General features: G+C 58.3%; 11 protein-coding genes. 6 read left to right on the top strand and 5 right to left on the bottom strand.

Annotated elements, in window-relative coordinates; all coding sequences use genetic code 11:
- Nucleotides 1–4: 4 nt before the first annotated feature.
- The 5 genes from KO088_RS07975 to KO088_RS07955 form a co-directional block, all read right to left on the bottom strand.
- Nucleotides 5–1,717 (bottom strand): S41 family peptidase, encoded by a 1,713-nt coding sequence (locus tag KO088_RS07975; RefSeq protein WP_215494300.1) that lies wholly within the window; start codon nt 1,715–1,717, stop codon nt 5–7.
- A 71-nt stretch (nt 1,718–1,788) separates the two neighbouring features.
- Nucleotides 1,789–2,490 (bottom strand): YggS family pyridoxal phosphate-dependent enzyme, encoded by a 702-nt coding sequence (locus tag KO088_RS07970; protein ID WP_215494299.1) that lies wholly within the window; start codon nt 2,488–2,490, stop codon nt 1,789–1,791.
- Nucleotides 2,471–2,917, bottom strand: a complete 447-nt coding sequence (locus KO088_RS07965) for a DUF4494 domain-containing protein (RefSeq protein WP_188807987.1) — start codon at nt 2,915–2,917, stop codon at nt 2,471–2,473. The genes KO088_RS07970 and KO088_RS07965 overlap by 20 nt, the downstream gene beginning before the upstream one ends.
- Before the next feature lie 48 nt (nt 2,918–2,965).
- Complete coding sequence (locus KO088_RS07960) at nt 2,966–4,789, bottom strand: AMP-dependent synthetase/ligase (RefSeq protein ID WP_215494298.1); 1,824 nt, start codon at nt 4,787–4,789, stop codon at nt 2,966–2,968.
- A 62-nt stretch (nt 4,790–4,851) separates the two neighbouring features.
- Entirely contained in the window at nt 4,852–6,744 is a 1,893-nt protein-coding gene (locus KO088_RS07955; RefSeq protein WP_215494297.1) for an RNA/DNA-binding domain-containing protein, read from the bottom strand.
- Between the two features lie 511 nt (nt 6,745–7,255).
- On the opposite strand from KO088_RS07955, the gene KO088_RS07950 reads away from it, so the two are divergent.
- From KO088_RS07950 to KO088_RS07925, 6 genes are read left to right on the top strand one after another with little or no spacing between them, the layout of a single operon-like run.
- Nucleotides 7,256–7,633 carry a DUF3276 family protein gene (locus KO088_RS07950; protein WP_251419899.1) on the top strand — a complete coding sequence of 126 codons (378 nt, stop codon included), beginning with the start codon at nt 7,256–7,258 and terminating at the stop codon, nt 7,631–7,633.
- A gap of 28 nt (nt 7,634–7,661) precedes the next feature.
- Complete coding sequence (locus tag KO088_RS07945; protein ID WP_215494295.1) at nt 7,662–8,069, top strand: hypothetical protein; 408 nt, start codon at nt 7,662–7,664, stop codon at nt 8,067–8,069.
- Complete coding sequence (gene mtaB, locus KO088_RS07940; RefSeq protein ID WP_215494294.1) at nt 8,066–9,376, top strand: tRNA (N(6)-L-threonylcarbamoyladenosine(37)-C(2))-methylthiotransferase MtaB; 1,311 nt, start codon at nt 8,066–8,068, stop codon at nt 9,374–9,376. Before KO088_RS07945 ends, mtaB begins: the two co-directional genes overlap by 4 nt.
- 13 nt (nt 9,377–9,389) lie before the next feature.
- The gene (locus KO088_RS07935) at nt 9,390–10,349 is read left to right on the top strand and encodes a lysophospholipid acyltransferase family protein (RefSeq protein ID WP_215494293.1); all 960 of its coding nucleotides are present in this window, start codon (nt 9,390–9,392) and stop codon (nt 10,347–10,349) included.
- 14 nt (nt 10,350–10,363) lie between these two features.
- Nucleotides 10,364–11,401: a glycosyltransferase family 2 protein gene (locus tag KO088_RS07930; protein WP_215494292.1), complete on the top strand. Its 1,038-nt coding sequence runs from the start codon at nt 10,364–10,366 to the stop codon at nt 11,399–11,401.
- A gap of 27 nt (nt 11,402–11,428) precedes the next feature.
- Entirely contained in the window at nt 11,429–12,739 is a 1,311-nt protein-coding gene (locus KO088_RS07925) for a replication-associated recombination protein A (RefSeq protein WP_215494291.1), read from the top strand.
- Nucleotides 12,740–12,834: the final 95 nt, after the last annotated feature.

The raw sequence follows: 12,834 nt of genomic DNA, 5'->3' as shown, positions 1-12,834 counted from the left end.
CGCACTACTTCGCTGTAGGGGTAGCGGCGGTCTTAGCCTCGGGGCGGCTCAGGACCTTCGTGTAGCGTGCAGGATCTGCGAGGAGATCCTCTGCGGCACGCACCATCTTATCCTCGGCGACACTGCGCTCCAGCGCCCCTCTATTGTAATAGTAGCGGGTGAGAATAGCCCCCGTCAGATACTGCTCGATGAAGGGACGATGCTCCTCGAGGTCGTGCTTGAGGTCGGGGACGAGGAGCTTCTTCAGCGCCTCAAAGGCCTCACGACTCTTGTTGTAATAGCCCTCGAACTTCGCCAGGTCCTCCAGCTTCTTCAGCTCCTTGCCGCTCTGGCGGTCGTAGTCGAACTTCTTCTCGATCATATGATTAGAGAAGGAGGTATAGTCTGCATCCGTGAGCTTGAAGTCACGGGGCGAAGCGATCGTGCGGTGGCTGCGCACATAGTCGGTGATCCAGTCGAAGGCATCGTTATTGACACGCAGGTAGTACACCATCGTGGGCAGCGAGTCATTCGTGAGAGCGATGTCGGGGAGGATACCACCAGCATCACGGACCTCACGGCCTGCTCGCGTATGGAAGACCTTCGTCAGGCTGTCAGGCAGGATCGTAGCGCCCTTACCCTCACGTAGCGACTGGTAGTTGATGCGCTGGATACAGCGACCGCTGGGGATGTAGTACTTCGCCGTCGTGAGCTTGATCGTCCCATCATAGGGGAGCTGCATCGTCGTCTGCACAAGGCCCTTACCATAGCTCTTGACGCCCATGACGACAGCGCGATCGAGATCCTGCAGAGCACCACTGACGATCTCGGAGGCCGAGGCCGACTGCCCATTGATGAGCACTGCGATGGGGATCTGCGTGTCGAGAGGCTTGTCAGTCGTGCGATAGACGACCTCCTGACGGCGGGCATTGCGACCACGCGTCGTCACGACCTCCTCACCTGCAGGGACGAAGAAGTTGACGATCTTGATGGCTTCGTCGATGAGCCCACCACCATTGTCGCGCAGGTCAAGGATGAGCCCACGGAGCTGGTGCTTGGACTTGAGGTCCAGGAAGGCCTTCTTCACCTCAGCGGCTGCCGTGTTGGGGAAGCCAGTGAGGGAGATATAGCCCATATCCTTCCCGATGACACCATAGTAAGGTACAGGGCTGACCTGAATCTTCTGACGGCGGAACTCGATGCGGCGAGGCTTCGACTCCCCTGGACGCTGGATCAGGAGCGTGATCTTGCTCCCAGGCGTACCCTTGAGGGCGGCACTCACCTTATCGCTGGTCGACTTACGGAAGTCCTGACCGTCGACCTCGAGGATGACGTCACCGGCACGCAGACCGGCCTGTGCAGCAGGCATACCCTCCATGGGGTCGTTGATGATGATCGTGCTATCGGGGCGCTGCGAGATGACCGACCCGATACCGCCATAAGCCCCAGTCGTCAGGAGACGGAGCTTGTCGGTATCCTCCGACGAATAGTACTCGGTATAGGGGTCGAGGCTCTCGAGCATACCGTCCAAGCCGATACGGCTCAGACGCTTGATATCGATGGAGTCGACAAAGTGGCGGTCAAGGAGCGCCAGTGAGGAGCCGAAGATATCGACAGCCTGCACGTAGCTAAACTTATTATCCTTCTTCTTCTCTTCCTTGCCCTTCGTCTGAGCCGACGCAGGCGTGAGGAGGAGTAGGCCGAGCGCGAGGCTCAGGATCTTCGTCCAGTAAGTCATAGATGGATTGCTAAATTGAGGTAGGAGCCCTCTCCACGCTGGGCAGCGGGGCGAAGACACCTCGATATATACTATGCGCGGTCTCCGAAGATAGCGGAGCCGACACGCACCAGGGTAGCGCCCTCACGGAGCGCCAGCGGATAGTCTCCACTCATCCCCATAGAGAGCTCGGTGAAGAGCTCGGGCTGGAGGAGCAGTCCCGAGGAGCGGATCTCGTCGAAGAGACGATGCACCGTGGCGAACTCACCACTGATGACAGCCTCATCATCGACATTGCTCGCCATAGCCATCAGACCATGGAGAGCGACGCCACGATAGGTCTCGGGGCTCGAAGCGATGCGCCCGAGGAGCTCACGTAGCTCATCGGGGGAGAAGCCACTCTTCGTCTCCTCACGAGCTACATGCACCTCGAGGAGGATGGGAATGGTGCGCCCCACACGCTGGGCTTGACGGCATATCTCCAGAAGGAGACGCTCAGAGGTGACGCTCTCGATCATATGGATGAAGGGAGCGATGTACTTCACCTTGTTCGTCTGCAGCGGCCCAATGAAGTGCCAGACGAGGTCGGGATAGCGCTCACGGAGGCCCTCCCACTTATCTACCAGCTCCTGCACACGGCTCTCGCCGAAGAGGCACTGGCCTGCAGCGTGCGCCATCTCGATATACTCCGCAGGATGGAACTTCGACACGGCCACCAGCCGCGCCCCACCCGTCAGCGTAGAGCGTATCTTATCGAGGCGCTCAGCTATATCCTCACTTCTCAGGGGCTTCATATTGGAAGACGTCTAAGATCTGCGTGTCGGTGACTGCAGCGATCTCGTAGCTGGCCATCTGGCTATCGAGCTGAGCCTTCAGCTCGGTGACAGCGTTAGGCAGCGAATCGGACTTGACGATCATCGTAGCGGAAGTCTTCTTCTCCGAGCCACTCTTCTCATCAACGGTGATGAAGTTCACCTTAGCACGGAAGTAGCGGTCGTCCTCGGCCTCATCGTTGAGGAAGAGCTCAGCGATACGAGCACGGCGGATGTTCACCACCTCCAGCTCACCGACCGAAACGAAGGGTCTAATCTCCTTGATGATACGCTTCTCTGCCTCTGTGAAGGAGAGGGCATCTACCAGGTAGCTTTCGGAAACCTTCTTCATACCCATCGAGTCGGCCTGGCGCTCGTAGGAAACTTTGCATTCGAACCAATAGTTCATCGTCTGTATCTAATTCTTGTATTTGTATTCTGTATCAGGGTGTCGAGGCTACTCCTCGTACATATGGGCGATCTCGCTGGCGTAGTGCTCAGCGACGACCTTACGGCGTAGCTTCAGCGTATTGGTCAGCTCGCCGCTCTCCAGCGTGAAGGGCGTCGTCATCAGGTGGAATTTCTTCACCTTCTCATACTGCGCTACGGAGCTGAGAGCAGCCTCTACGTGCGCCATCACGAGGCGGTGCACCTCATGCTGCTTGCTGAGCTCCTCTTCGCTGAGGTCGCGAGACACGCCACGCTCGGCAGCCTCACGGCGCAGCACCTCCCAGTTGGGGTAGATGAGTGCACTGACGAACTTATACCCGTCAGCGATGACAGCGACCTGCTCGAAGAGGGGATCGACCGTGAGCAAGCCCTCGAGCATCTGCGGAGCGATGTACTTACCGTTGGCAGTCTTAAAGAGGTCCTTGATACGCTCCGTGAAGTAGAGCACGCCATTCTCCATACGACCAGCATCCCCCGTGCGGAAGAAGCCGTCTTCGGTGAACGCCTCAGCATTGGCCTCGGGATTATTGTAGTAGCCCGTCGTCACCGTCGGGCCCTTGATGAGGATCTCACTCGTCTCGGGATCGATCTTCACCTCGAGAGCGGGCATGATCGTACCGATTGACTCGAGGTCAAAGCCCACCATAGGCTGGGAGGACACCGTCGCCGTCGTCTCCGAAAGCCCATAGCCCACACACATAGGCACATTGATCGAGCGCAGGAAGCGCAGGATCTCGGGTGAGACCGAAGCCCCTGCCGTGGGGAAGAAGCGACCGCGCTGCAGCCCGATAGCCTTCTTCACCTTCGCAAAGAGCGTCTTATCGTAGAGCTTATAGAGGAGCTTGAGGAAGAGTGGCGCTTTCTTCCCCTCGTTCACGAAGTCGAAGAAGTAGCGATCCCCTACCTGGATGGCGTGGCGAAGGACGTAGCGTAGGGGCTTAGGCGAGCGGTTGATCTTATCCTGCACACCGATATACACCTTCTCCCAGAAGCGGGGCACATTGCCCATCATCGAAGGGCGTACCATAGGCAGCGCCTCGAGGATACGCTTCGGATCGCTGAGGACAGCCACCTGACAGCCCATGCTGAGGCAGAGGTAGCTCCATGCCTTCTCGAGGATGTGGTTCAGCGGGAGGAAGCACATCGAGACGTCGCGATTTGTGATGAAGGGGTACTTGATCTGGTGCGCATAGAGCTGCTCGATGAAGTTGCTATGATGCAGCATCACGCCCTTGCTCTTACCCGTCGTGCCGGAGGTGTAGATGATGACCGCCAGGTCGGTAGCCAGCGATTGGCTTGCCGTCACGTTCGCCTTGTTCTCATAGGCGACGGAGTCCCCACGGCGTACGAACTCATCGTAGTACATCGAGGTCGTGTCCCCAGGGGCGAGTACCACCTCGTTGTCGAAGATGATCAGGCGGCGAAGTGACCCGCCACGCTGCTGCACCTCATAGGCATTGTTGTACTGGAACTGACCGCCGACGAACATCGTCTCGACACCAGCATCCTCCACAATGAACTGCACCTGATCGGGCGTACTCGTCGCATAGAGGGGCACCGAGACGGCACGCATCATAAAGATCCCCAGCTCGGTAGTGATGCAGCCCACACGGTTGGGCGAATAGATCGCGATACGGTCGCCCGTCTGGATCTGCAGGTAAGCCAAGCCCTTGGCTGCCGAGAGGCAGAGGTTAGCGACCTGCTCACCATTGAGCTTCTCCCAGCGCTCATTATGCTTGTTGTAGTAGCGCATAATGGTCTTACCTGGGTAGCGTACACGGAACTGGTGGGGGAACTCCGCCAGGTGATACTTAGGGTATGGAGGTGTCATTGGTCTGTCTATACAAGTGTGGTCGGGGTGGGATGCCCCGCTAATTCTCTTACAAATTTAGCCTATTCTTCTCGTCCCGCTCTATATTGCTGATTGGGATGCCGTTTTACAGAGAACCTTTGCTCAAGCACGCCCTGCTTAAGGAGGCGAGGTAGGATTACATTTCTCACATGATCCTTTGTCCGATGTAGGTAGTCAGCTATCTCTTGAGCTGTCCGCCATTCAGTGCAGAAGCAGCAAACGAGTCGCTCCGTCTCCTGTGCACTGAGCTTACGCTTGGTAGCTTGCATCATTTGCTCTTCCGAGCTTGCATCGTTTGAAGGCATAGCTTGCATCATTTGCTCTTCCAAGCTTGCATTATTTGAAGGCGCAGCTTGCATCATTTGAGCTTCCGAGCTTGCATTATTTGAAGGCATAGCTTGCATCATTTGCTCGCTCGCTTCACCACCATCATTAAGATGATAAACACACCCTCTCCCACGCCCTTCTGCTATCAGTAGCCCATCTCGACGAAGCTTCTGAAGAACCTTTGTGATATCTGCTGGATGCATCGGGAGCAACTCTTTGAGTCGCTCATGATTAATAACATCTTCACTCTGAGCGGTCGCGAGAAGTAGCAGTTCATTCTCATCAAGCTCATCAATGGGGCTACCGAGCTGATCCTTCAAGGAGGTAAGGATACGAGGATCCAGCAATGACTCTAAGGGCATCACAAGCTCCACTTTATTGGGGCGCAAGAGTTCGTTGGGATAGGGTCTACCCCAGCGCGAAGCCTTCCACCCTCTGAGGATCTTGTCGACACCGCTACCCGCCTTTTCGGCTTGCCCCATCATCATAAACATCTGCTGGAGCGATGTATTCCGACAGACACTCTCCCCGCCCCTAAAGAACTGTTCGCGAGAGATGAGTAGCACGCCTGGATTAGATAAGATGATCTTATCTGGATATTTGGTGACCAGAAGTGAAGCCTCCTCGCTGTAGTCCGCATGCACACACAGATTGGCCATAGCTTCACGAAGCGCTTCATGAGCCAGCGTCCCATCTCGGCGCACACCATCCTCTAAGCGAAAGGGGGTGGGCAACGATGCTTGAAGCTTCGGTAGCACCCGACGATAGAACTGAAATAGGTTGACCTCCCATGTGCCATCAGGATAAATACGATCACTCCAGCGTTCACTATCGGAGGTAATCTCCTTATAATCGGGGAAAAAGTTCGGTGCACAGGCAGGATCCTTGATGGCCTCGAACTTCCCAAACATCAGAAGCCCAGCCAAGGTGAATCCTTCTTCACCACTCTCTCGATCCCGTCGATAGCCACCCAGCTTACGCATTAGCCCATCATTGTCCTCTGTCACCCAAGGGTGGTCGGGATGGACTGTCATAAAGAGACGCCGATATTGCTCGAGAGAGGGGAGATCAATATCTTCCCACGTAAATCCCTTAAGAATACGACCATCAGCAGGGCGGGATAAGTCCGCATCGGCCATCATACGACGCACCTCTGCTGGGGTACAGAGGAAGTCCCCTGTAGCATTGCGCCTGTAGGTCCCATCATCGGGTATGCGCTTGCAATAAACGGGTCGCTGTATCCGAGTTGCTTGAGGCACCCTCACAGTCAACACAAACGATCCATCCACATCTATGATCTGCACATCCTCATTGGATAGAAGACAAAGACTGATCACCTCCTTATTACGCACCTGTGACCAAAGCTTATCCTTACACTGCTCAGCCTCCTCTCGCGTGAGGCCACTTAGGCGCAAGGCATCGTTTTCCTCCTTGACTCCAAGGACGATGACGCCTCCATGAGTATTAGCAAAGGCCGAATACGTAGGCCAAATCTCCTTCGCAAAGCCTCCCTTTGCACTCTTAAATTCAATCTCTTCACACTCACCTATGCCAAGTAGCTCATAGATGTAAGCCACTTGGTCCTCTGTGCTGTATTGATTGGTCATACTGATTGAAGTCATATTGAACTACCATGGGATGCCTACAAAGATATGCCTTAAACGCACCCTTGCACCCTACAAAGATACGACGAGCCCTCCGTTTCTGCGGTGTGGCTACCACCACTCTTTAGAGGCGGAAGGAGTAGAGGATGAATGCCTATTCTCAGCGAAGAAAAGGCGTGGAGCAGTAGGAGATTTCCTTCGTCCACGTACGTGGATATTAGGACTACGCACGAGGATAATAGGGGTTAGGTGCGTGGACGATAAATCTACGTACGTGGACAGAGGAATTGTAGCGGTGCTGCGGGAGAAAATCCATAGTCGGGGCGAATTATCCCTGTAGTCATCGGGAGGAATAGACGTAGTGCGCGGGTGTGAGGACGAATAGCAGAGCGGAGCTACAAGCGGGCGAGAAGCTGGGCGACATCCCTACGGGGGCGGGGCAGTCCGCCCGCAGGACAATGGAGGTATTTCCGTAACTTCGTAGCGTATAAAAAAGAATTGATCACTTATGAGTATGGATAAAGATTGGGGAGGATCAACCCTTTTGGCCTCACGTAAGCTCAAGGCCGGGACCAGATACTATTACATAGACGCTAAGCTCGACAGCAAGGGCAATAAGTACATCGTGCTCTCAGAGACCAAGCTCAAGGAGAGCGAAGGTAAGCTCGAGCGTCACCGTATCTTCATCTACGAAGAGGACTTCGCGAAGGTCTCAGAGGCCCTGCGCCAGACCATCCTCGAGGTCTCCGACGCCGCCCTCGCAGGCGATGAGCCCACTGCCGCCGAGGCAGGCACCACGCACGCTCACCACACAGAGGCCACGACCGAGGGGCTTCACGACGAAGACCTCCAGCTTCAGTCCTTCGATATCGAGTGGACCGACGAAGCTTAACCCCACACCCTTCAGTCACCCACCTCTGATGACCCATCGTCAGCTCTATGGGCTCGCTGCCCTACTCTGGCTCATCGCTGGGGTCAATGTCCTGCGCATTGGCCTGGTGAACTGGCCCAGCGAGACGAATATCCTCGTGAGCATCCTCTGGCTCATCGGGAGCTTGGCATTCTTCGCCGGCTTCATCTTCCCCCGTGTCGTGAAGCGTAATCTCACCGCCCTTGGACAGCGAGCCGAAGGTACCCTGCGCTGGTACCAGTGCTTCACACCCTCCTCGTGGATCATCATGGCGGGTATGATCACCCTCGGCATCACCCTGCGTGCCCTTGACCTCGTGCCCCACTCCTTCGTCACGGGCTTCTATACGGGGCTGGGACTCTCGCTTATGCTCTCCACTTACCCTTATCTCCGCCTTCTCTTCCGACCCAACCGATGACCGATACCTCTGTCTTCGAAGACAAGAAAGCCGCCTACTACACCCTCGGCTGTAAGCTCAACTTCGCCGAGACGTCGACCATCGGGCGCTCGCTGCTTGCCCAAGGGGTACGGAGTGTGCGTCCGAGCGAGGTGGCCGATATCTGCGTCATCAACACCTGCTCGGTGACGGAGCTAGCGGACAAGAAGTGCCGTACGATGATCCGCAAGGCTGCCCGTGAGCATCCTGGCTCCTTCGTCGTCGTGACGGGCTGCTATGCCCAGCTCAGCCCCGAGGAGATCGCAGACATCGAGGGCGTACATCTGGTCATCGGATCGGAGAAGAAGCTCGACATCGCCGACTACCTCGATCTGGAGCGCCCCCGCGATGCGGGTGCCAGCATCGTGAGAGGGCGTACGAAGGACATACGTACCTTCCGCCTCAGCTCGTCCTCCGACGAGCGCACGCGCCACTTCCTCAAGGTACAGGACGGCTGTGACTACCACTGCACCTACTGCACCATCCCCAAGGCCCGAGGGCGAAGCCGTAGCGGCTCGATCGCCGAGATCGTCGCCGAAGCCGAGCGTATCGCTCGCGAAGGTGCTCGCGAGATCGTGCTAACGGGCGTCAATATCGGGGACTTCGGCAAGGGCCATCCTGGCGAAGACTTCTTCGCCCTCATCAAGGCACTGGATAAGGTCGAGGGTATCGAGCGCTTCCGCATCGGCTCCATCGAGCCCAACCTCCTCAGCGAAGAGATCATCCGCTACAGTGCCACCTCACGGCGTATCGCCCCCCACTTCCACATCCCCCTACAGAGCGGTAGCGACGAAGTCCTCCGCCTGATGAAGCGCCGCTACGATACAGCGCTCTTCCGCTCCCGTGTGGAGCTGATCCGTGAGCTGATGCCCCATGCCTTCATCGGCGTGGACGTCATCGTCGGCACACGTGGCGAAGAGGAGCGCTACTTTGAGGAATGCTATCAGTTCCTAGAGGGCCTACCCTTCTCCCAGCTCCACGTCTTCAGCTATTCGGAGCGCGAAGGCACGGCAGCCCTCTCCATAGAGCATGCCGTCACGCCCCGCGACAAGCACAAGCGCAGTCAGCGTCTGGCCCGCCTCTCTGAGGAGCGTCTGCAGGACTTCTACCGTGCCAACCTCGGCCGTGAGCTTACGGTCATCTGGGAGCACGGCAACTATGACGGCCGCATGATGGGCCACAGTGAGAACTATATCCGTGTGGCGCAGCCCTACGATGAGGCGGCTATCGGCACGACGACACGGATCACCCCACAGCACCTCGATGCGTCGGGGGCCTTCGTCTATTGAGCACGTACGAGAGATGACTGAGCAGCTGACCTACTACCTCCTTCGCGGACTCTTCGGCCTTTTGGCACGCCTACCGTGGGCGGTCATCCACGCGCTGTGCCATGCGACCGCCTTCCTCATCGGGCGGGTCGTGGGCTATCGCCGTGCCGTCGTGCGAGGTAACCTCTCCCGTAGCTTCCCCGAGAAGACAACAGAGGAGCTGCGACAGATCGAGCGGGACTTCTACCTACAGTTCGCCTACAACTTCCTCTCCACGCCGAAGCTCCTACACCAGAGCCCCGAGCGCCTCACCACGGAGCACTTCATCATGCCCGACCTCTCGCCCCTCGTGGAGGCAGCGAAGGAGTATGACTGCGTGCTCGTCGCCCTCGGGCACTACGGCAACTGGGAGCTCTTCTCCACGGGGCAGATCCAGCTCGCCACCATCGGCTACAGTATGGATCAGGTCTACCGACCGCTGAAGAGCAAGGCCCTTGATCGCCTCTTCGCTGAGCAACGCCAGCGCTTCGGCGCACGCCTCGTCGCCAAGGACAAGATCGCACGCCACATCGTCGAGTATGTGCGTGCTAAGGACGGCCGTCACTGGTTCGTCGCGATGATCACGGACCAAGCTCCAGGCATCGGTCACGCCACCTACTTCACCGACTTCCTCCACCAGCCGACAGCGATCCTCGACGGCATCGAGCGCCTCGGGAAGAAGTACCGCGTGCCCGTCTTCTACTTCGACATCGAGCGAAGGAGCCCCATCCAGTTCGTAGGGCACTACGTGCCTATCTACGACCCAGCGGAGGGCGACCTACCCGTCTATACCGTCACCGAGCGCTATGCCCGTATGCTGGAGGCGAATATCCAGCGCGACCCAGCAGCCTGGCTCTGGTCGCATAAGCGCTGGAAGCGCCCCCTCGAGAACTACCCCGAGGCTGTACGCAGTGCCCGACTCCAAGCACTCCTTGACTCTGAGCAAGACAACTAACTATACTACACTCTATGCATCCTACCACACACGCCGAGGTGGCCGTCCTCGTCCTCAACTGGAATGGCCGTAGCCTCCTGGAGACGTTCCTCCCCTCTTGGGTGCAACACACCCCCGCAGGCGCAGACCTCATCATCGTGGACAATGGCTCGACGGACGACTCCGTAGCCTTCGTCCGCGAGCACTATCCCGAGGTGCGCCTCCACCTCTTCACCGAGAACCACGGCTTCGCAGCGGGCTACAACAAGGCCATCGCCGAGCTGGACTACAAGACGGTCGTCCTCCTCAATAGCGACGTCGAGCTCAGCCGAGGCTGGCTCGATGAGCCCCTCCGCCTCCTCGACTCCGACCCCACGATCACTGCCGTCCAGCCTACGATCCGTGCACAGCGTGACCCGAAGAGCTTCGAGTACGCCGGTGCTGCTGGTGGCTTCATAGACTCGCTGGGCTATCCCTTCTGCCGTGGCCGTCTCTTCGGCACGCTCGAGGAGGACCACGGGCAGTACGCTACCCCCACGGATCTCTTCTGGGCATCGGGCGCCTGCCTCATCATCCGCCGTGACGTCTATCTCGAGGTCGGCGGGCTGGATACGATCTTCTTCGCCCATCAGGAGGAGATCGACCTATGCTGGCGACTCAATGCCCGCGGGCATCGCATCGCCTTCGCCCCCACCTCGGTCGTCTACCACGTCGGTGGTGCCAGCCTCTCAGCAGAGAGCCCAAGGAAGGTCTTCCTCAACTTCAGGAACAACCTCCTGATGATCTACAAGAACCTCCCCGCACCTCGCCTGCACCGTGTGCTGCTCTGCCGCTTCTTCCTCGACGTCTTCGCCGCCTTCGTCTACCTTCTTCAGCTCAAGCCCCGTCACTGCTACGCCGTCCTCGAGGGCTGGCGCTGCTTTATGATCAAGCGCCAGCGCTACGAAGAGGTGCGCAAGGAGAATATCGCTAAGACCGTCCGTCCCCTCCCCACGAGCCTGATGAAGCCTTACAGCCTCCTCGTGCAGTACTACCTTCGTGGACGCCGACGCTACAGCGACCTCCCTCAATAACCCCCGCCTACCAGCCCACTCCCGCCTATGACCACCCTCAAGCCGCTGGCCGAGCGCATGCGCCCGACGAGCCTCGAGCACTACTTCGGCCAGTCCCACCTCGTCGGGCCGCAGGGTATCTTACGCCCTATGATCGAGCAGCAGCGCCTCCCGTCGCTGATCTTCTGGGGCCCTCCAGGAGTGGGCAAGACGACGCTCTCGGAGATCATCGCCCGCAGCCTCGATACCGCCTTCTACTCGCTGAGTGCCGTCCACTCGGGCGTCAAGGATGTGCGCGAGGTGCTGGAGCGCATCCAGAGTGAGCAGAGCGGGATCTTCGGCTCGTCGGTACGCCCCATCCTCTTCATCGACGAAATCCATCGCTTCAGCAAGAGCCAGCAGGACTCCCTCCTGGCGGCCGTGGAGCAAGGTATCGTCACGCTCATCGGCGCCACGACGGAGAACCCCAGCTTCGAGGTCATCCGTCCGCTCCTCTCCCGCTGTCAGGTCTATACGCTTAATCCCCTCTCCAGCGAGGAGATCATCGGCCTCCTGCAGCACGCCATCACGACCGACGAACTCCTCTCCCAGCGCCGCATCGAGCTCACCGAGACTGCGGCACTCCTACGCTACGCTGGTGGTGACGCACGCCGTGCGCTGAATATCCTCGAGCTGGTCGCCCTATCAACGACCTCCGACCCACTTCTGGTCACGGACGAACTGGTCAGCCAGCGTGTGCAGACGAATCCCTTGGCCTTCGACAAGGGCGGTGAACTCCACTACGACATCGCTTCGGCACTCATCAAGAGCATCCGAGGAAGTGACCCCGACGCCGCTATCTATTGGCTCGCACGCCTCATCGAGGGCGGCGAAGACCCCTCCTTCATCGCACGCCGACTGATGATCTCCGCCGCCGAAGACATTGGCCTTGCTAACCCCAATGCCCTACTACTCGCCACCTCCTGCGCCGAGACCCTCGAGCGCATCGGCTGGCCCGAGGGGCGCATCCCCTTGGCTGAGACGGTCATCTACTTAGCTTGTAGCGAGAAGAGCAATAGCGCCTATATGGCGATCAACCGTGCCCTCGCCTTCGTCAAGCAGACGGGCAACCTCCCCGTACCGCTCCACCTGCGCAATGCACCCACGGAGCTGATGAAGGACCTCGGCTATGGCGAAGGCTACCGGTACTCGCACGACTACCCAGGGCACTTCGTACAGCAAGCCTACCTCCCCGAGAGCATCGGGCGGGAGCGCTTCTGGCAGTCGGACGAGTCCAACGGTGCCGAGGCGAAGATGATGGAGCGTCAGCGCTCGCGCTGGCAAGGCCGCTTCACCGCCCCGACCGAGCCCGAGAAGTAAGCTCCCACTACAAAAAGCACACGGAGCGAATCATTGTCCCCCAATGATTCGCTCCGTGTCTTTTCCCCGCCCCGTAGCCGAAGCTCTGCGGGGCG

Origin of the sequence: Porphyromonas bobii, from assembly GCF_943169685.1 — a bacterium.
In the GTDB taxonomy this organism is placed as follows: domain Bacteria; phylum Bacteroidota; class Bacteroidia; order Bacteroidales; family Porphyromonadaceae; genus Porphyromonas; species Porphyromonas pasteri.
This window is presented reverse-complemented; position numbering and strand designations above follow the sequence as displayed.

Excerpts from the sequence above, each read along its gene's own strand:
- KO088_RS07975 (WP_215494300.1), bottom strand. The coding sequence starts at position 1,717 with ATGACTTACTGGACGAAGATCCTGAGCCTCGCGCTCGGCCTACTCCTC.
- KO088_RS07970 (WP_215494299.1), bottom strand. The coding sequence starts at position 2,490 with ATGAAGCCCCTGAGAAGTGAGGATATAGCTGAGCGCCTCGATAAGATA.
- KO088_RS07965 (WP_188807987.1), bottom strand. The coding sequence starts at position 2,917 with ATGAACTATTGGTTCGAATGCAAAGTTTCCTACGAGCGCCAGGCCGAC.
- KO088_RS07960 (WP_215494298.1), bottom strand. The coding sequence starts at position 4,789 with ATGACACCTCCATACCCTAAGTATCACCTGGCGGAGTTCCCCCACCAG.
- KO088_RS07955 (WP_215494297.1), bottom strand. The coding sequence starts at position 6,744 with ATGACCAATCAATACAGCACAGAGGACCAAGTGGCTTACATCTATGAG.
- KO088_RS07950 (WP_251419899.1), top strand. The coding sequence starts at position 7,256 with ATGGATAAAGATTGGGGAGGATCAACCCTTTTGGCCTCACGTAAGCTC.
- KO088_RS07945 (WP_215494295.1), top strand. The coding sequence starts at position 7,662 with ATGACCCATCGTCAGCTCTATGGGCTCGCTGCCCTACTCTGGCTCATC.
- mtaB (WP_215494294.1), top strand. The coding sequence starts at position 8,066 with ATGACCGATACCTCTGTCTTCGAAGACAAGAAAGCCGCCTACTACACC.
- KO088_RS07935 (WP_215494293.1), top strand. The coding sequence starts at position 9,390 with ATGACTGAGCAGCTGACCTACTACCTCCTTCGCGGACTCTTCGGCCTT.
- KO088_RS07930 (WP_215494292.1), top strand. The coding sequence starts at position 10,364 with ATGCATCCTACCACACACGCCGAGGTGGCCGTCCTCGTCCTCAACTGG.
- KO088_RS07925 (WP_215494291.1), top strand. The coding sequence starts at position 11,429 with ATGACCACCCTCAAGCCGCTGGCCGAGCGCATGCGCCCGACGAGCCTC.